The 19,992-nt window shown below is 41.1% G+C and carries 16 protein-coding genes and 2 other annotated features; of the genes, 4 read left to right on the forward strand and 12 right to left on the reverse strand.

Annotation, left to right across the window (positions count from 1 at the left end; translation table 11 throughout):
- Positions 1-39: 39 nt before the first annotated feature.
- The 5 genes from RRU94_RS00565 to RRU94_RS00585 are packed head-to-tail and all read right to left on the reverse strand — an operon-like array spanning position 40 to position 5,395.
- Complete coding sequence (locus RRU94_RS00565; protein ID WP_315691345.1) at positions 40-981, reverse strand: NAD-dependent epimerase/dehydratase family protein; 942 nt, start codon at positions 979-981, stop codon at positions 40-42.
- Between the two features lie 2 nt (positions 982-983).
- Positions 984-2,297 carry a UDP-glucose dehydrogenase family protein gene (locus tag RRU94_RS00570; RefSeq protein WP_315691346.1) on the reverse strand — a complete coding sequence of 438 codons (1,314 nt, stop codon included), beginning with the start codon at positions 2,295-2,297 and terminating at the stop codon, positions 984-986.
- Positions 2,298-2,316: 19 nt separating this feature from the next.
- Positions 2,317-3,486 carry a glycosyltransferase family 4 protein gene (locus tag RRU94_RS00575; protein ID WP_315691347.1) on the reverse strand — a complete coding sequence of 390 codons (1,170 nt, stop codon included), beginning with the start codon at positions 3,484-3,486 and terminating at the stop codon, positions 2,317-2,319.
- Complete coding sequence (locus RRU94_RS00580) at positions 3,483-4,301, reverse strand: glycosyltransferase family 2 protein (protein ID WP_315691348.1); 819 nt, start codon at positions 4,299-4,301, stop codon at positions 3,483-3,485. Before RRU94_RS00580 ends, RRU94_RS00575 begins: the two co-directional genes overlap by 4 nt.
- A gap of 23 nt (positions 4,302-4,324) precedes the next feature.
- Positions 4,325-5,395, reverse strand: coding sequence for a glycosyltransferase (locus RRU94_RS00585; RefSeq protein ID WP_315691349.1), 1,071 nt, complete (start codon positions 5,393-5,395; stop codon positions 4,325-4,327).
- Between the two features lie 297 nt (positions 5,396-5,692).
- On the opposite strand from RRU94_RS00585, the gene RRU94_RS00590 reads away from it, so the two are divergent.
- On the forward strand, positions 5,693-6,778 hold the full coding sequence (locus tag RRU94_RS00590) for a glycosyltransferase (protein WP_315691350.1): 1,086 nt from the start codon (positions 5,693-5,695) through the stop codon (positions 6,776-6,778).
- A gap of 374 nt (positions 6,779-7,152) precedes the next feature.
- Positions 7,153-7,632, reverse strand: a sequence feature (23S ribosomal RNA rRNA prediction is too short).
- A 209-nt stretch (positions 7,633-7,841) separates the two neighbouring features.
- Here RRU94_RS00590 and RRU94_RS00595 read toward each other — a convergent pair.
- Positions 7,842-8,873 carry a sugar phosphate nucleotidyltransferase gene (locus tag RRU94_RS00595; RefSeq protein WP_315691351.1) on the reverse strand — a complete coding sequence of 344 codons (1,032 nt, stop codon included), beginning with the start codon at positions 8,871-8,873 and terminating at the stop codon, positions 7,842-7,844.
- Positions 8,874-9,444: 571 nt separating this feature from the next.
- Here RRU94_RS00595 and RRU94_RS00600 point away from each other — a divergent pair.
- Positions 9,445-9,597: a hypothetical protein gene (locus RRU94_RS00600; protein WP_315691352.1), complete on the forward strand. Its 153-nt coding sequence runs from the start codon at positions 9,445-9,447 to the stop codon at positions 9,595-9,597.
- A gap of 321 nt (positions 9,598-9,918) precedes the next feature.
- Here RRU94_RS00600 and RRU94_RS00605 read toward each other — a convergent pair whose 3' ends face one another.
- Complete coding sequence (locus tag RRU94_RS00605) at positions 9,919-11,019, reverse strand: GerAB/ArcD/ProY family transporter (protein ID WP_315691353.1); 1,101 nt, start codon at positions 11,017-11,019, stop codon at positions 9,919-9,921.
- 587 nt (positions 11,020-11,606) lie between these two features.
- A complete protein-coding gene (locus RRU94_RS00610; protein ID WP_315691354.1) occupies positions 11,607-12,614 on the reverse strand; it encodes a rod shape-determining protein in 1,008 nt (335 codons plus the stop codon).
- A 446-nt stretch (positions 12,615-13,060) separates the two neighbouring features.
- On the opposite strand from RRU94_RS00610, the gene RRU94_RS00615 reads away from it, so the two are divergent.
- Complete coding sequence (locus RRU94_RS00615; protein WP_315691355.1) at positions 13,061-13,477, forward strand: hypothetical protein; 417 nt, start codon at positions 13,061-13,063, stop codon at positions 13,475-13,477.
- Positions 13,478-13,839: 362 nt separating this feature from the next.
- On the opposite strand, the gene argS is transcribed toward RRU94_RS00615, so the two are convergent.
- The 4 genes from argS to RRU94_RS00635 all read right to left on the reverse strand — a co-directional run bounded on the left by argS (position 13,840) and on the right by RRU94_RS00635 (position 18,223).
- Positions 13,840-15,528, reverse strand: a complete 1,689-nt coding sequence (gene argS, locus RRU94_RS00620; protein ID WP_315691356.1) for an arginine--tRNA ligase — start codon at positions 15,526-15,528, stop codon at positions 13,840-13,842.
- 42 nt (positions 15,529-15,570) lie between these two features.
- Positions 15,571-15,795: a binding site (T-box leader), on the reverse strand.
- A 188-nt stretch (positions 15,796-15,983) separates the two neighbouring features.
- Positions 15,984-16,298, reverse strand: coding sequence for a DMT family transporter (locus tag RRU94_RS00625; RefSeq protein WP_315691357.1), 315 nt, complete (start codon positions 16,296-16,298; stop codon positions 15,984-15,986).
- Complete coding sequence (locus RRU94_RS00630) at positions 16,299-16,649, reverse strand: DMT family transporter (protein ID WP_315691358.1); 351 nt, start codon at positions 16,647-16,649, stop codon at positions 16,299-16,301.
- A 176-nt stretch (positions 16,650-16,825) separates the two neighbouring features.
- Positions 16,826-18,223, reverse strand: a complete 1,398-nt coding sequence (locus RRU94_RS00635) for a sigma-54 interaction domain-containing protein (RefSeq protein ID WP_315691359.1) — start codon at positions 18,221-18,223, stop codon at positions 16,826-16,828.
- A gap of 392 nt (positions 18,224-18,615) precedes the next feature.
- Between RRU94_RS00635 and RRU94_RS00640 the strand changes: the two genes are divergently transcribed.
- On the forward strand, positions 18,616-19,965 hold the full coding sequence (locus tag RRU94_RS00640) for an aminotransferase family protein (RefSeq protein ID WP_315691360.1): 1,350 nt from the start codon (positions 18,616-18,618) through the stop codon (positions 19,963-19,965).
- The last annotated feature ends 27 nt before the right edge of the window (positions 19,966-19,992 follow it).

Genomic DNA, 19,992 nt, shown 5'->3' on the forward strand with positions numbered 1-19,992 from the left:
ATATGATCCAATTCCGCTCCCACAATCTTTCAATGTAGTTTAAGATTGATACATTTTCTTGATGTAATCCCATTCATTTTGGATGCCCTCATGCAAGTTGGTTTTCGGGTTATATCCCAGCTTTTTGCGTGCATGGGATATATCAGCCCATGTATGGAGCGGATCACCAGGCTGCATAGGCTGGTGATCGATTTTTATTTTCTTTCCTGTGACAGCTTCTATTACAGTAAGGACTTGATTCACGGAAGACCTTTTTGCGCCGCCGATATTGAACACATTTCCATGCTCCGGGTGATTCATTGCTAGGATATTTGCTTCAACGGCATCACTTACATACGTGAAATCCCGGGTTTGCTGGCCGTCGCCAAAGAGGGAGATGGACTCGTCTCTTAGGACTGCTTTCAGGAATTTGTGAAAGGCCATGTCAGGACGCTGCCTTGGACCGTATACGGTAAAGTATCTCAGCGAAGTTGCCGGCAGCCCAAAATTCAAATGATACATACGAAGTAAATGCTCACCAGCCAATTTACTTGTACCATATGGAGAAATCGGCATTGCAGGTTTGTCTTCAGAGGTTCTGCCGTCCGTTATACCGTAAATGGAGGAAGTCGAGGCGTACACGAATTTCTTGAGGGGCAGATCCTTGCATGCTTCCAAGAGCCTCTGAGTCGTTAGGATATTTAGTTCCACGTATTGCCGAAAGTTAGCTCCCCAGCTATCGCGGACGCCTGCGATCGCTGCCTGGTGGAAGATGACTTCGATCCCCTCTAGGAGTTCTTTTAAATCAAGCTCGAGGAGATTGCCGTTGACTAACTTGAAGTTAGGATTTTGTAAAAGTTCTTTTACGTTATATTGCTGTAACCATTCCCGTTCTTTGAACAGGAACATATCAACACCCACCACATCGTGACCTTCAGCCAACAGCCGTTCACATAGGTGAGAGCCTATAAAACCAGCTGCACCCGTAACCAGTACCTTCATGCTTAATTTCCCCTCCCTAATGCTAGATAGGTTATGCCGGCTGCCTTCATTATGTTTGGGTCGTAAATATTCCGCCCATCCAACAGGATCGGGTTTTCCATAAAATCCTTTGCCTTATTCCAATCAATGCCGGTGAAGGTATCCCATGCTGTACATAGGATTGCTGCATCAGTTCTGACTAATGTCTCTTTGATTGTTTGGCAGACTTTGACTTTACTGTCATGAGGCCATGGAGTTTGCAGGTTTGATTGAATGGTAGGGTCGAGGATGCGGATCTCTTTGCATACAGGCAGAAGTTTGTTCACAATCTTAATCGCAGGAGATTCTCTTTGGTCATCCGTTTCAGGCTTAAAAGTGAGGCCGAGTATGGAGATTGTCCAGGGTTCCTTTTTAAGACTAGCAGCCAATTTTTCCAGGTATACATCAGGCATTGCTTCATTAACGGACTCTATTTCTTTCAAAATATGAGTTTTAACACCGATCAGGTCCGCTGTAGAAATCAACGCCTTTACATCCTTAGGAAAACAAGAGCCACCATAGCCAATTCCCGATTTAAGAAATTCTGGGCCTATCCGCGAATCTAGTCCGACTCCGTAAGCGACTTGAAGGATATCGGCTCCTGTCTTTTCTGCGATTTGGGCTATTTCATTGATGAAGGAGATTTTTGCTGCAAGGTAAGCATTTGAGGCGTACTTAATTAATTCAGCTGTTTCCCAATCGCATAGAACGTATTTACTGTTAAGCTGGCGATACAGCTTTTTTATAATGGTAATGGCATTCTGACTGTTTCCGCCAATGACGATCCTGTCAGGATTAAGAGTATCATAGACGGCATGGCCTTCCCGCAGAAATTCGGGATTAGAGATCACATCGAATAGGGTGTGGTCAGAGATTTTTTTTCTCAGATAATCTGATAACCAGCGATTTGTGCCAATGGGAACCGTACTTTTGGTAACAATGACCTTGTAATCATTAATGGAAGCGGCAATTGTATCGGCTACTGAACGGAGATATTTTAAATCGGCAGTACCATCTTCACGGGAAGGAGTCCCGACGGCAATAAACAAGATGTCACTTGCCTGAATCGCTTCTTTGATCTGATCGGTAAATTTTAATGTGCCCCTGATGTTTTTATCATTCAGCATTTTGTCCAGACCAGGCTCTACAAATGGGAGAATCCCGGCCGATAACTTTTTTACTTTTGCAGAGTCCACATCCGCACCGATTACGTGATGGCCTAAGGCAGCTAATACTGCAGCTGTCGTGGTTCCAACGTATCCGGAACCAATCACAGTAACTTTCATGATCCATTTCATCCCTTCAAAGTCCTCCGTCTTATGAGGACGAATTTGTCCCTTGCTCACTGCTTTCAAAAAGTTTTGTATAGAGGAGTGCGATATCCGAGGTGACCCGGTCAAAGTTATATATATTTTTGACGTCTTTTCGGCCCGCTTTCCCCATTGCGATAGCCTTATCTGGGTCATTAAGGATGTCAATCGAAGCGGCTGCGAAGGCCGCTGGATTTTTATAATCATCTATCACAATCCCATTTTTCCCATTACGCACTACCTCATGATTGCCGCCCCGGCTGGTTGTAATGACTGGCAATCCTGCCGCCATTGCTTCATAATGCACTCTTGCAAGCGGCTCCTTCCATTGTGATGGACAGATGAAAAGGTCTGCGGCTGCGTAATACTTTGGAATTTCCTCCACTGGTACATAGGAAGCGAATACGATACTATGTTCATGTTCCCTCGCTAGCTTCTTCAGTCTCTCTATATATTTGCTGGTTGATTTATCTGCATACCACTTGCTTCCAACTATCAGCAATTTTGCATGTTTGACGTTTTTCAAAATCTCGTTCATTGCACCTAAAATAAGGTGGCATCCTTTGTCCGGAACAAGGCGGCCTACAAAGAGAATGACAGGATCCTTTGAATCGAGATTATATAATGAGCGAATTTTGTTTCGCCATTTTCGTCCTCTCTTTGACCAAATGGATGAGTAATCATCCAAATCTACACCCGTGTAAAGGGGCTGGATTTTAGCGGAAGCGACCGGGAACTTTTCAGCGGTATCTTCAGCGATGAACCTGCTGACTGTAAAAATCCAATCTGCTTCCCTGAATGCTGCTTCGGCAAGAGATCTTTCTACTTTTAATGTGTTATATACAAGGTTGTGGAGTGACAGGATGATCTTTGAGCGGGGGACGGCCTCCCGAATCAATGGAATATAACCTGGCCTGTTGTAAACCTGGATCACATCAAACTGAACTTGCTTTACCCTTTCACAAACTTGCTGGAAAAACTGGTCCTTATCATAGCGTTCGAAGCAAACACCATTTGTACACTCTGTATCGGGGAGGGAAGGATCAGTGACGGAGAAAACCGTAACTTCATATGTTTTTGCAAGCAATGGCGCAATTTTGCTGATTAATAATTGGATGGCTCCGCCCTTCACAGGGGGGGCGGGGCCTCTGTCTGAACATATTAAAGCAATTTTCATCTAGAGTTACCCCCGTTGATATCAGGGTTATTTGATCCGTTTCCAGGATTTTTTGACGGGTATTGTCCCCCTTGACTTCGCCTTTTTCCATACTTTTCTTCTAATTTAGCAATCTTCTCATCATCCCATCCATAAAGCTTTAGTGTCGACTCGATAATTTCAGGATGATAGATTCTAACCCTGAGGCTGCTGCGATTATCCTCATGGAGCCAATATTCAGCTAAAGGCTCTTCCAGACAATAGCCACGATAATAGGCAGCCAACCGAAGCCACATATCCCAATCCTGTGAATACCAATATTTTTCGTTAAAAAGCCCCGTTTTTTCAAAACAGTTCTTGTGAACCAGCAAAGTAGAGGTTCTGATCGTAAATTTGCGGATAAACAAAAAATATTGTAAATGCTCTTTATTCTTACAGGTATTCGGCTTCCGTAATTTTGTGTATTCCCCTTGATCATTCACATTGTGATACCAGGTATATAAAAATTTGCAGTCAGGGTTCTTTTCGATAAATTCCATTTGTTTTTCGAGCTTCTCAGGCAGAAATCTGTCATCCGAATCACAAAAAGCGATGTATTCACCTTCCGCAAGGCGGATGCCGGTATTCCTGGCAGCTGAAGGGCCTTGATTCTCCTGCTTTATATAGCGGATCCGACCCTTATATTGCTGCAGCAGCTCTTCCGTATCATCTGTTGAACCATCGTCGACAACGATGATTTCATAATCCTTGTACGTTTGAGCAAGGACACTCTCGACTGCATGCACGGTAAACTCTCCCCGATTATAAGTGGGAATAACGACACTTATCTTGGGCAAAACTCATCACCTCTTACGTAAACTTATTTTGACAGCAGCAAGCTGTATATTCTTTCTAAATTCTCAATTTGTCTGTCTATGTTAAAGAACTGTTCAACGGTTTTTCGGCCGTGTGTACCGAACTTTTCCCAATCCTCGGCGTGCTGAACAAGATGCAGCAAGCGCTCGGCCAATGCGACGGGATCGCGTTCCGGTACGAGAAATCCAGATTTTCCATCCTCTACAAGCTCCGGTATGCCTGCATGCTTTGTCGAAAGCACAGGCATACCGCATGCCATGGCTTCTTTTAAAACATTTGGAATTCCTTCTTGGTTTCCGACGTTGTCAGTCGTACTGGCGAGGGCAAATAAATGGGCTTTTTTCATTTCTTCTACTACAGCCTGATGGGAAACTTCCCCGAGGAACTTGACGATGCCATCCAACTTCAGCCGTTCTACCTGTTTTTCAAGCGTCCGTTTTAACTGCCCATCCCCGGCAATGCGCAGCCTGATGCCCGGGTAATGCTGATGAACCCGATGAACAGCTTCAATCAGGTATTCCATTCCTTTCTTTTCAACAAGCCTCCCGACCGTCAAGACCGTGATGGTTTCGTTCTCTCGTGCTGTGCGCTTTTTGTATGAAAACTTACTTACATTGATTCCGCTGTGATGGACAAATATTTTATCCGGAGAACATCCGTATTTGATAAGGATTTCTTTCATGTTCTCTGAAGTAACTGTGAATGCATCTCCCTGTTCAAATAAATGCTGCAGCCGATCACCATATCTTCGCATGGACTTTGCATTTGTCGGGAGGTCAAAACCATGAAAAGAAGTCAACATCGGGATTCCAAGCTCCTTTTTGACTTCAAGCAAATCAGCTCCAGTTACACCAAACCTTGCGTGAATCAGACTGATTTTTTGAATGCGGAGGATGTCTATCAGATCATCATTATCCTTGTATTGGTAGATAGGCTTAAAGGGAAAGTGCTCAAGGTTGACGATCTTCTTGCAACAAACGATTGGGGAAACCGATTTGACATTTACCAATTCAGAGTAAATGAATGTTTCACTGATCGGAAGGTACCATCCTCTGACAACTGCCACACGTAACATAGTTTTTCACTGCCTTTGTCGGAGTTGTAAATTACCAGCAGGAAGCGGCACAACCTATTATTCCATGCTGCAATTACTATACTTTATGAAAGCTTTGTCTGATGTGTTCATAGGTGTACAAACTCCGATTTTTTACCGGGGAAAGAGACTGCAGATTGAAAAATTAGAAGCATGGCCGGGATGATCATGGAATATCCTCATTTTTCGCCTTTCTGGGTAAAAACCAAGTACAAAAGGATGTGCGGAACATATGATAATGGAACATCTTAGACGGCAGGAAAGGAAGGCGGAGCAGAATTGATTCATTATATTGTCGGGAAAAACCTGGGTCATTTGAATCCCTGTGTAGCCAATATTTCAAAGTTCAAGGAAATAAGCGGCGAAGAGGTGAAAATCTTTGCTTTTTCACATACACACGAATGGCTGAAGTCGAATCTCACTAATACAGAAATACATGATTCTGTACATTTTAGAAAAGGGGCAGATCAGCTTCTTAATGCCGACTTACTTATTCATGACTGGAGAGATGAAGTGAAGGAAACAAAAAAACAGCGGAAAGGCCAGGGACCCATCATAGGCGGAATTTATCATAGTGATATGAGTGTATCTGATAAAGATACAGATTGGACGAAAAAGTTTAAGGAACAAATCCGTGCGGTTTCCCAAAGATCAACAGATATCTTTTTTCACATCAATCTTACACAGCCAAAGGAAATTCCGGAATTGACTACTTTATATGTGCCAATCCCAATCATAGCCCGGGATATCACCATGCACCCGGCACAGGTGAAATCACGACTGGGGATTCCGGCAGATGAACCATTCATCCTCGTTCAAATGGGAGGAGGGATTGGAAAATTCCGCTACCGTTACATGGATGAATGGTATGAAAAAATCAATCAGTTGAAAGGAACGTACCGGATTGTTGTTGCAGGTCAGCTCGGGAGTGTGAACTTTCCATTCAATCCAAAAATAATCCAGGCACCGCTATTCGAAAACGGCCGGGAACTAGTGAATGCAGCTGATCTCGTAATAAGCAAGCCTGGAATGGGCATCTTGATGGACTGTATCTCTACAGGAACACCTTTGCTGGCATTGCCTGCAGATACAAAGGAACGAGAAGTCAAAAATATGATGCTGAAGGAGATTGCGGGGGAAGAATCTTGTGTCGCGGAGCCTGACATGCCCTTGCCGGAACTGGAAGCAAGAATAAAACAAATGATCAGCCAAAAACAGTATTACGAAGCAGCCTTTAGCAAAGTACCTCATCATGGGGCAGACATTGTAGCTCAATCGATGAAAATGCTGTCGGGGAAATCTCTGGTGGATTTGCCTGACATATATAAACAAATATTAAAACTGACGCCTTTTCAAGTAAAATAAATCTGTCCAAATTGTTTTACGTCCAATGGATTGGATAGATGAAGAATGTAATAAAATATAATAGGAAAAAACAAAAATGGTGGCTTCCTTCTCTCACAGGGGGAAACCTCCAACTATCATCGGCGCTGAAGAGCTTAACGGGCGTGACCTCTTCGCTATTGCCACAAGACTAGTATGGAACAAAATTGTTCCTTCAAAACTAGATAATCTCTGTAAAGTAACGGCATATCGATGCCATGTATTATCCAGCCTCGGGTGTGTCAGCTCGCGTTGCTTCGGCCTGTCTGATGAGGCCAAAAGCGCCTCATGCATCCATTTCTCCAGCATGTGTCGCTGATGGACATGCACCCTCGGCATTTCAGTTGATTAAGTCCTCGATCGATTAGTATTCGTCAGCCCCTTGCATCGCCGCACCTCCACTCCGAACCTATCTACCTCGTCATCTTCAAGGGACCTTGCTTTCTTGCGTAATGGGAAATCTCACATCTTGAGGGCGGCTTCATGCTTAGATGCTTTCAGCACTTATCCCGTTCACACATAGCTACCGAGCGGTGTGTCCATCTCGGTCCTCTCGTATCAAAGGCGGCTCCTCTCAAATTTCCTGCGCGCGATGGATAGAGACCGAACTTCACGACGTTCTGAACTCAGCTCGCGTACTGCTTTAATAGGCGAACAGCTCAACCCTTGGGACCGACTACAGCCCCAGGATGCGATGAGCCGACATCGAGGTGCCAAACCTCCCCATTGATGTGGACGCTTAAGGGAGATTATTGAGCGTAATGTAAAAAGCTTTTGCTCTTAAGAGCAAAAGCAAAGACTGTCTGTCGGCAAAGACGCAACATTTTCATTTAAAAATACCGCCAATGTCTAGAAGTTTTAAATGTTAGAGCTTTAAATGCAAGACTGTTAAAAGCCCCGCAAGCCTTTTCCTCATTGTATTTTACTGAGCAAAAAGATTCCCCTCGATTGGGAATATAAAGTTTTGTACCCCATTGCCATATCGTCCCTATTTTTCTTTATGATAGGAATATTTTTGCCCGATTCTACAAATTGCTCATGTACCTCATTCCTGCTCATATAGTTCATATACCGATTTGTCTCCCAGGATGCAGCGAACTGCACCTCTAATCGTATCTCCTTTTACGACTGCCCCCTGCCCTAAAATGCTATCACGAATAGATTGACGAGTATGAACAGCTGCATTCGCCAGCAAAATACTGTTTTCAATACGGCACTCTTTTACTACACAGCCATTTTGCAAAGATACGTTTGGTCCTATCACCGCATTTTCCAGTATACAGTCGTCTCCAATATGCACGTTTCCCAGAAATACACACTTTTCAACACTTGTATTTCGTCCAATGCTAACTTCTCCCTGTCCCTGTCCCTGTTCAGCCATCATCCATGTGTTCGCCTCTAGCCAGCGGCTGTGCGTCCCAACGTCAAAAATGGGTAAAAGTGTTTCACGATACGTCACCGGATAATCATGGTCGATCAGCCACTGAATAGCATCGGTAATCTCGTATTCACCACGTCCTGATGGTTGAATAGCATTGATCGCATCGAAAATAGCAGGCTGAAATACATAAGCACCCATCACTGCCAGATCACTTTTTGGTACGGAAGGTTTTTCTTCCAGTTTTAAAATACGACTCTGTTTCTTGTCGACTACCGCAACACCAAATTCCTGCGGGTTCGGTACCCGTTTTAAAAGAAGAGACGACTTTCCGTCCGCTGCTGACTGAACTAGTGCACGCAGCGGGCCGGTTAAAAGGTTGTCACCAAGAAGCAATGCGAATGTCTCTTCTCCAATAAAATCTTGTACAGAACGAAGCGCATGTGCAATACCCAGTGGCTCTCTTTGAACCAGCAACTCAATTTTCTGGTCTTTATATGCAGCGTTTATATGATCGGCAATTGCCTGCTGAGAAGGATTGATGACCAATCCAATCTCTTGTATGCCGGCCGCCTGGAACTTTTCAATTGCGTGATCGATAAGCGGGCGGTTCATTACCGGCAATAGCGGTTTTGGCAATGAAAAAGTAAATGGCTGCATCCGCGTACCATTCCCAGCGCATAGAAGTATTCCTTTCATTTAATGTTCCTTCCCCTCACAATGTAATCATAAATTTCCACCATAAACACTGTTCAACGCCGCTTCCAGAAACAATGTTTCATGGCACTTTCAGCGAGCGGAAATAAGGACGCCCTTAAGCAGCCATCTGTGAGAATTTGTTTCTATATCGTCATTAAAAGGTACTTACCGAAAACAGATCTGCTTTTTCCATAATAAGCAATGCAAGATACTTAAATATGGAGGCTAAGAACTATATAACACCCTCCTTCCTAATTTTCTAAATCCATCTGTACAGCATTTTTTTCAGGCATCAGGGCTTAAAGGTACAGTTGGAGAGCTTATGGAAGCTCTTCATACATCCTATTCTCTGCGTAAATGTTGCGTGTTTTTTTCTCAATTTCTTCCCCGCTTTTGAAATAGGCATCGAACCTATAAAATTTGGGAAGACTGGCTTTCACAGCGCCAGTACTACAATAAAAAAGCCAAAGAAGCCGCATACCAGCACTTCTTTTCTTCCTCCATTCCAGAAGCAAGACTTAGGTGCAAAGGTTTAGGGGACTGGTACTTTATTGTGCCAGGAACCGACGATATGTCCAGCTGCATGGAAGGCATCTATACACATAGATTCATACCGGACTATTCCATTGAAATGGGCAAGCGCAGTACAAATCCTGGGTATACGGTGCTGCATCTGCCGGCTGTCTATTCCCTCACTTATCAAACGATAGACCGGCTTTATTAAGCATTCTGTTAAACAAGAGTCTGTACGGGATGCTCCGCACTCCGAATTGAATCGGCAAAAGGACTACTGTCAAATTCGTTGTCTGTGGATATTAAGGAGCTGTTCAAAAAGGAGAGCAGACAGGCAAAAGTATGCAGGATATTGCTGCAGAGTCCTTGAGGAAGTATATCAGCGGGAAAGAAATTGAAGTGGGAATACAAGTAATTAACAATAGTATTTTTAGCAAAAAGGAGTTGATTTGAGAAGATCAGCTTCTTTTTGCTGTAAATCCATTATTACTTTTTTCAGCTCCTATTGCCAAAAGAATGAGCAAAAGGCATGTTATTTAGTCAATCGGTGGCGGATAAAAGCAACCAGCAGCATGACGACAGGTAAAATAATAAGGAGCGGGATTGCAGCATACATGATATATACGGTACCACCCTCTTCTGTGTGTTCAGCCATATCATCTGCCATCATTACAGAAAGAAATGCAAGAATAAGACCTGCCGGAAAAATCATTTGCTGATGGTTTTTTAAGCGGAACAAATCCACCATTCCAATGACCGAACAGTATAAGTAAATGCCTGCTTTAAAAAAAACGGTAATTAATAACGTGATCACGACAAGTGCATCCAAACGCTGGATAAATTCTAGAAAGTTAATCTTTCCTACTGTAGCCAGTAAAGGAAAAGGAGATCTTAGTACTTCACTGACACCCAGTACTGCAACGTTTAGAGCGGCGTTATAACTTAAAATAAGGCCGCTGACGATTAGCGAAGCCACTCCAATTTTTTTCACTGCATCTGCACGATTCAAATAAGGAAAAAGCATGGCAAAAACGAATGCTTCTCCAAATGGAAAAATTAAAAACATCGGACGATAAAAGGCCGTCTCTAGTATAGGCTTCCATCCATATTCTAAAACAGGCTTCAAGTTGTTAGGATCTACGGTGCCGGTTACATAAACAAAAAGATTTCCGATGATTCCTATAAAAATCAAGGAAACCCCGAGTATCTCTGCTGTTCTTGCAAATACTTCAATTCCGAGGTAAAGCACATAACATATGGTAAGCACAAAAAGCATAGCCACAACAAGTAAAGGAATCTCCGGCATTGTTGCCGTAATCAATACTTCACTGAATTCGCGCACATTTCTGGCAGCAACATATAAAAAAAAGATCGTATACAGCAATCCAACAATCCATCCTATATATGGGCCAAATATTTTTCTGGCATATGCAGTCAGCGGTAAGGAAGGGTAATAGCGGAACAGCCCATAGGAAATCAAAAATAACATAAGCCCCCCGCCCATGCCTAATAGAAGGGATAGCCAGGCATCCTTTTTTGCTGCTATCATATGGCCTACCACTACCGCAGTTCCCATTTCAAACATAAAGAGTAAGAGAAAAAATTGAATACTGCTTAATTTCGCTCTTTCCATGAAAAAAGGTCCCCTCCCCTTGCTAAAATCGTCCCTCATTCTAAGCAGAGATTTGTTCGCAGTATTCCAACATTCTTAAATTATTATTCGTACAGTTGCTGGACTTCTTCACATCTATTATTAAATGTTCAGCTAAATAAGTGCACGTATGGTATGTTTGAGAGCATGAGGCACTCAGCATTGAATTGGAAGAGGAATTGCTGTCGGTTTTCCTCTCAGTTGATATTAAGGACTGACTTAGTAAAAAAGGTGAACAGACAGGTAAGAGGATGCAGGCTATTGCCGCAGAGATTCTTGAAGAAGTACATCAACGGGAACAAAACTAAATTCCCTTGTTAAATGATAAAGAGAGCATAGTTTCTCTCTTCTTTGTTACCTATTTTAGAGCCTTAATAAAGAGTGTTATTATATTATGGGTTGCAGACAATTTCTTCACACAAAAATCCTCTCCATGAGAGAACGCTGAAGATGTCTCTATTATCATTTTTATGAAGAGGATTTTTTTATTTTTGCACCGGTATAAGCATAATATAATTTTTTAGAACCTATTACTTTTTGTCAGTATATATGTGACCTGGGATTAGTTATTAGCCTTTGGATTTAAACAGCTGAATTTGATCTAAAGCTTTTCCTATTCCCAACGCTACACAATCAAGCGGGTCCTGAGCAATAAAAACCGGGATACCTGTTTTTTTATTCAATTCATTATCTAAATTGTTTAACAAGGCTCCGCCTCCCGTTAACGTTATACCCTTGTCCATAATGTCAGCTGCCAGTTCTGGCGGCGTTTCTTCTAATGTCAGCCTAACTGTATCCACTATGGCATTCACAGAGTCGCTTAATGTATCAGAGATTTCAGAACCTGAGATTTCAATCGTCTTTGGGAGCCCAGTGACCATGTCTCGTCCCCGCACGGCTTTTCTTATTTCATCCTTTAAATCTCCAGTAGAACCAATTTCAATCTTTATACTTTCCGCTGTGCGCTCTCCTATCATCAAATTGTACCGCTTCCGGGCATAGTTAATAATTGCTTTGTCCATCTCATCCCCTGCTACTCGTATTGTGTTGCTGGTCACAATTCCACCTAAAGAAATAACTGCCGCCTCCGTTGTACCACTGCCAATATCCACCACCATGCTTCCAATTGGTTCCCAGACTGGTAAGCCTGCGCCGATGGCTGCTGCTAATGCCTCTTCTATTACATAAGCATCCCTCGCTCCTGCTTCTCTAGCTGCATCAGTAACTGCTCGCTGTTCAACCGCCGTAATGCTAGAAGGCACACAAATCATCACAAAAGGCTTGCCGCCCATCAGGCTTTTTTTGTTAGATTCCGTTAGAAAATGTTTTATCATAGCTGTCGTAAAGGCATAATCGGCAATAACCCCATCCTTTAGAGGGTGAACAACCGCCACACCTTTAGGAGCACGCCCGAGCACTTCTTTGGCGGCGTTTCCAATGCTAAGAATTTTATTAGATTCTGTTTGAATCGTTACAACAGAGGGCTCTCGAAGCATAATACCTTTTCCCTTTACATAAACAAGTGTGTTTGCTGTTCCTAAGTCAATTCCAAGGTCCTTCGATCTAAATTTAAACATATTCCCTTCTCCCTCTAAACTGAGTTCTTCTTACTGACCGTTAACTGCTGCTTTAAGGATAACCATTGGGTAACAATAATAGTAATCTACAATAACATTATCAATCATTTATCGTACTCGTTTTTCGTGATAAATATCGAATAGTGTCTGTAACCAAATTGTAAGGGATTTCAAACAACTTTGTATAGGATTCTGTCCCCTTTCTTGTAATCAAAATCCAGTCTCCTTCATCAACTTCGCTCCAAGCGTGCCTTATAGCTAAAGTATGATCAAGAATGATTTGGCTGCTCTTAATTCCGAGTCCTTAGGCCGTTAAAAAAATTTAGCGAGCTGCACGAAAAGAAGATGTGGGAATACCGGCTTTCACAACGGCAAACTTCAATAAAAAGGTCAGAGAAGTGGTATACCAGCGCTTTTCTTCTCCTTCCATTCTAGAAGCAAGACTTATGCGCAAAGGTTTAGGGGATTTAGGGGACTGGTACTTCATAGTGCCGGGAACCGATGATATATTCAGCTACATGGAAGAGATTTATACACATAGTTTAACACCGGATTATTCCATTGAAATGGGCGAGCGCAGTACAAAGCCTGGATATACAGTGTCCAATCTGCCAGCAGTTTATTCCCTTGCTTATCAAACAATAGACTTGCTTTATCAGCAGGTTCGAGTGACCAATCTATATATGAAAAGGTTAAAAGACCGGTGGATCATTCATATGAAAGACGCATGGTTAAATAAAGTTTCTGTTGAGTTAACTGACTTCATTAAGTGCTCGACTATCTTTCTTGGACATACTCACTCATACAAAAAACTATTTTCAATGTCCTTTGGGCAAACAGCTTTCTTCACAATTGTTTTCTAGTTCTTCTGTGGATGCCTGCCTTCTTTCTCTCTTCTACAAGTGTATTACTCAGGTAGATTTCCGAATAAACAAAAGTATACGTTTGTAAACGTATACTTTTGTGCATGTACACTTAAACAGATTCACACTTTCGTATATGTGTATTTTTGATCAATGTGCCCTAACTGCTTCTTGAACAAAATCACTTATAAAAAATGGTTGGGTTCCGTTCAGCCAGCCGCTCTTCATTATCACTACGAGTGTTCTGCTGAGCGGACAAAGAAAAAATGGCTGAGCCAATTGAGCGTCCAAATGCTTAATTCTTCTTTAAAGCAATTGGACGATACAGGCAAATAAAGATTTCTTTTTCCTCTAAATCATACTTACATTTCTTTTGGAGCTTTCACGCCCAACAATCGCAAGCCTTCCTTTAGTACAATCTTCACTGCAAAAACAAGTGATAATCTCGCCTGTTTTAATCCATTATTATCTAAGATGCGAACATGACTATAAAATTTATTAAATACCTGAGAGAGATCAATGACATACTTTGCAACCTGTGATGGATCATATTCTGTAAAAGCACGATTGACTACATCAGGAAACGACATTAATGCCGTAATGACAGGCCAGGCTTCCTTATCATCAACAAAAAGAGCATCATTTGTTTCTTCAAACGCTCCCTTTCTTAGAAGTGAAGCAGCACGCGCATGAGTGTATTGCACATAAGGTCCTGTTTCCCCTTCAAACTTCAGCATATCCTTCAAAGAAAATTCTATGTCATTTTGGCGATAGTGCTTCAAGTCATGAAATATGACTGCACCTGTTCCTACCTGCCGGGCAACTTCCTCTTTTGATGATAACCCCGGATTTTTTTTCATAATTTCATCTAACGCTAAATCTATTGCCTCACTCAATACATCTTCTAATAACACGACCTTTCCTTTGCGTGTTGACATTTTTTTGCCTTCTTTTAATATCATGCCAAAAGGTACGTGAACAAGATCTTCATGCCACTCATACTCCATTTTCTTTAACACCATAAATAATTGTTTGAAATGAAGAGCTTGCTCGTTCCCTACTACATAAATTGATTTTGCAAATTGATACGTTGTTTTGCGGTAAACGGCTGCCGCTAAATCACGTGTGGCGTATAAAGTAGTTCCATCTTTTTTCTTTATTAAACAAGGAGGCAGACTTTCATCGTTTAGTGAAACAACCTGTGCTCCTTCTGATTCCATCAACAAGTTGTTGTCATTAAGAAGCTGGACAATGCTTTCCATTTTATCATTGTAGAACGCTTCCCCACGATAAGAATCAAATGTAATGCCTAACAGATCATATATCTTAGAGAATTCTTTTAATGATTCTTCTCTAAACCATTTCCACAGCGCAAGAGCTTCTTCGTTAGAATCTTCTAACATTTTGAACCATTCGCGGCCTCTGTCATTTAATTCTGGGTGTCTTTCTGCTTCATCATGAAATTTAATATATAGCTTTAGAAGCTCTTTAATAGGATCTTTTTTGATTTCTTCTTCGTTTCCCCACATTTTATAAGCGACGATCAACTTTCCAAACTGAGTGCCCCAGTCGCCTAAATGATTGATTCTAACGGTGGAGAATCCATTCTTTTCTGCAATTAACGTTATAGCATTTCCAATCACCGTTGAACGTAAGTGTCCCATTGAAAAAGGTTTGGCTATATTGGGTGAAGAAAAATCGATGGTTATGGTCTCTCCATTTCCATTATTCACATTTCCATATTGATCTTTTTTGGAAAGAACATCTTTTATGACCTCTGAAGAAACCATTTTTTTATTTAAAAATACATTTACGTATCCATTCACCGCTTCTACTTTTTCAAAAATGCTCGTTTGAATTTTTTCAGAAAGCTCTAATGCTATGCTGTGGGGGGCCTTCCGAAAAATTTTCGACAACTCAAAGCATGGAAATGCCATGTCACCCATATGTTCAAATCTGGGCTTTTCGATCATGCCTTCTAACTTACTTTTCTCTAATTCACCATTTAAAGAAGAAAACAACACTTCAGCAAATTCACTTTTAAAATTCATTTTTATCCCTCCAAATAAAAAACTCCCGCCTCTTTCATAACTGAAAGAGACGAGAGTTTAGATTTATCCCGCGGTACCACTCTAATTGTTTTTATTAACATAAAAACCCCTTATTTTGATAACGGGGTTTTCCCCGGCTGTTCCTACTAAGACGTTCAGAACAGCATCTCCAAAGTGCGCTTCATTATTTGATCTGTACCAGGCTTTCACCATCCCCGGCTCGCTTTAACTTCACAAAATAACTACTCTCTTTTTCACAGATTTTACTCATCATTTAAATTAAAAAATACCATCATACTAATCTTTAAAAAAGTTACAAACAAGGAAAATTTTATTGACGACTGATTATCAGTCATTATAATCTTTATCCTAATAGTTGTAAACAAAATTTTCCAACAAAAACACTAAATAGCTGCCAGAAGAGATGGAGTTAGTTTCGTCCATAAGCTGTCTTATTAAGACACTGCCTTTAGTCCAGAGACACCTATTACGATAATGACAATACTTATGATACGCCAGAGACTTTTTGATTCGTTAAAAAAAATCATGTTGACTAAAACAGCTGCCGCAGTTCCAGTTCCAATCCATACTGCATATGCGACACTTACCTGTATATAGTGGAAAGATGAATACAGTAATACAAAGGAGGCGGCTAATCCCCCAAAGAAAAGGATGGAATTTCTAAATGATTTTTTTTCATTAAACTTATTTAATCCAATTACACCCACTACTTCGAACACAGCTGCCGAAAAAACAAACAACCAGCCCATTTATGATATAACTCCCTCATCTTTTTGATCTTCACTGTAGTTATCCGCTATCTTTAAAGAGATCACACCAGCTATTAAAATTCCTATAAATACACCCTTCGGAACACTAAATGGTTTATTAAAAATAAAAATATCCATCAAAGTGGTTCCTATCGTGCCTGCAGCTGCAAAAATGGCGTACACTGTACCAGTAGGCAGCGACTTGCACGCTACAGATAAAAAGTAAAAATCCACTATAATTGTGGCGATCACGATACTCCAATGCCACCATGTTTCTGCAACACTAAAACCATAGACCCAGCACAACTCACATAAACATGTGAGTACAACAAAAAACCAAGCATTCCTCAAAATATCTCTCCTTAAATGAGTGACTGTCATTCATTGTACCACAATAAACGTTCTTTTTCAAAGTACTCATGGTAAACTTTCTCAAAATAGAATAAACAGCAAAAGTTTTAAATTCTGCTCAAAAACAAAACGGAATTAATGATGATCATAAGTGCTGCCCCTTATTTCAGATCACCTTATAAGTATTGTTGATACTTCTTAAGCTTGTACATAACAGATGGCTGACTGATTCCTAAGTAGTCCGCCATTTCGTAGGTTGTTTTGCATTCCTTATAAGCCTTTGCAATTAACTGTATTTCTAGCGCTTCCAATGTCTCTTTTAAACTTTTCTTTTCGCCTATTTCCTGTGCAATAGATAAAGGACTTGATGTTTCTGCTTGTGTTGTCTGTCCCGAGATAGTCACTGGAAGATGTTTAGGATATATGGTCGGTTCTTCAACAACAAGCACTAACCGCTCGATTAAGTTTTCTAATTCGCGAATGTTGCCTGGCCAATTATATTGGATTAATGCTTCATAAGTGGATGAGTGTAATTTTTTGTTTTCATTGTACTTCTCATTTGATTTCTGAATGTAGTGTTGTAAGAGGACCGGGATGTCTTCTTTACGTTCATGGAGTGATGGAATGTGAATAGGCACCACATTTAAACGGTAAAACAAATCTAACCTAAATTTCCCTTCCTCTACCATCGTTTCTAATGGCTGATTTGTTGCGGTCAAAAGACGAAAATCAATATACTTTTCTTTTTTTCCACCCACACGCATCATCTTTTTTTCCTGAATCACTTTCAGTAATTTTGCCTGCATCGATAACGGCAATTCGCCGACTTCATCAAGGAAAAGCGTGCCGCCGTCTGCTTGTTCTATTAACCCTGGTTTCCCCTTTGTATGTGCACCTGTAAAAGCACCCGGCTCATAACCGAATATCTCCGATTCAAATAAGCTTTCTGGGATCGTGCTGCAATTCACTTCAATAAAAGGTTCTCTATGCCGGTCACTTTCTTTATGGAGAGCCCGGGCAAAGGTACTTTTCCCAACTCCTGAAGAACCTAGCAGAAGAATGGTTGCATCTGTTTTGGCAACGTGATAAATCGTTTTTAAAACCTGCTGCATCTCACTGCTTCTAGCAACAATAGAGTGATCCAATTCCTTTTCCCTAAGATCTTCTACCTCCGTTTGGTATCCTTGCAGTTTTCGCTGCAGCTGCTCATACTCCTCTTGCAGCTTCCAAATTTCTGTCTGGTCCTGGCTATAGCTGATCACGCGTACCAATTGTCCATCCTGATTAAAAATAGGATATCCAGTAGACATGACCACCCGCCCTGTTTTTGTATGCTGCAAAATACGCGAGAACTTCTTTTCTTTTAAAACAATCGCATTAATAGAAGGAGTCAGTAACCCTTCTTCCTCCAGTTCATACACTGATTTTCCCACATATGATCCTGATTCCATTCCGTAAATTTCCCAATGTTCTGGATGTGAGCGAAGAATAATACCATTTTCATCAGTGACGGTAATATTGTTGTTCGATGTCTCAATAATTTTACTTAACTCTAATTCTGATAGCTCTCCCATCAAGAACCCTCTTTCCTATTTAGTATCAATACATAATTAATTAAAAATTAAATCAAAAACCATCGTTAATTCAATTTTAAATCAAAATATTTATTTTTTGATTCATTTTTAAATTAAAGGACGCTGTAAAATGCGTACTTTCTTTCAATTACTTTATAAAAAAAGCTGGCATGGTAATTGCATTAATAAAAATGAGGGGCGCTTTAGAAGTATGTAGCTATTATTATGAAGCAAAAAAGGCCTTTTTGAAATCGCTTAATCTAAAAAGTTTTAAAAGCAAGAAATCAAAAGCTGAAAAAGAAAGCTGGCATGATACTTGCATAAAGTTACATGAGCGGCATTTTATTGTCACCTTAACAAGAACTTATTTTATAAAGAAAGGTTGTTTATCTATGACACAATCAGAAAAATTAGTTGAAGAATTACGAGATCTCGATAAAAAACATTTTTTTCACCCTACATCTCCTATTCAACAGCAGCAGGATCAGGGACCTGCTTTTGTGTTTACTGAAGGAAAAGGAATTTATCTTCACGATATCACAGGCAAAAAAGTCATTGATGGTATGTCATCTCTTTGGAATGTCAATATAGGCCATGGGCGCGAAGAACTGGGCAAAGCAGCGATGGAACAAATGAATAAGCTTGCCTTCAGCTCAAGTTTTGCAACGTTCAGCAACGAACCGGCTATCCGGCTGGCAGCCAAGCTCGCTCAAATTTCGCCCGGGGATTTAAGTGCTACATTTTTTACATCCGGTGGATCCGAAGCAAACGACACAGCTTATAAGCTTGCCCGCCATTACTGGCTGTTAAAAGGGCAGCCAGAAAGAAAGAAAATTATCTCCAGAACAAAATCCTATCATGGGGTATCAATGGGTGCTACAAGTGCAACAGGCTTAAAAGCTTTTCGTGATTTTACCACTTCATTGGCTCCTGATTTCTTATATGTCGATCATTTTTCAACGGAGTCTCTTCGCTCCTTAATTGAAGCTGAAGGCCCGGAAACGATTGCCGCTTTTATTGCAGAGCCTGTTCAAGGAGCGGGAGGCGTTCATGTAGCGCCGGAACATTACTTCAGTGAAGTTCGGCAAATCTGTGATGATTATGGCATTTTATTCATTACTGATGAGGTAATAACAGGGTTTGGCCGGACAGGAAAGTATTTTGGAATGGAGCATTACGGTGTGGCCCCTGACATGATGTGCTTTGCAAAAGGAGTCACAAGCGGATACGCCCAGCTCGGCGGAGTCATGATTTCCAATAAATTACACCAAGAGTTTATCGATCTCTCGGTTGGAACGCTTTTACATGGATACACATACAGCGGCCATCCGATGGCATGTGCCGTTGCTTTGAAAAACCTAGAAATTATTGAACAGGAGAACTTCATTGAAAATGCTGAACAAAGAGGCCAAGAATTAAAAGAAGGGCTTGAGTGGATTCAAAATGAAAGAAACATTATTGGCAAAGTAAAAGGATTGGGCTTGATGTGCGGCATTGAAATTGTGAAAGATACGCAAACCAATGAAGGATTTGAGGCACCTCTCTCCCCTTCTATTGTAGCAGAAGCCGCAAAACAAGGGCTTATTTGCCGATCAGTCGTTTTAGATGGCCAGGATATTGTTGTATTCTCCCCTCCTTTATCGATTACAAAAGAAGAGATCACAGACCTCATTCGCATGTTAAATGAAGCAATACGTATTGTTGAAACAGCAGCTTTTCAGAAACTGCTGCCGAATACGTAAATATTTTGATCAATAAGTCAGATGAAA

Origin of the sequence: Domibacillus sp. DTU_2020_1001157_1_SI_ALB_TIR_016, from assembly GCF_032341995.1 — a bacterium.
Lineage (GTDB): Bacteria > Bacillota > Bacilli > Bacillales > Domibacillaceae > Domibacillus > Domibacillus indicus_A.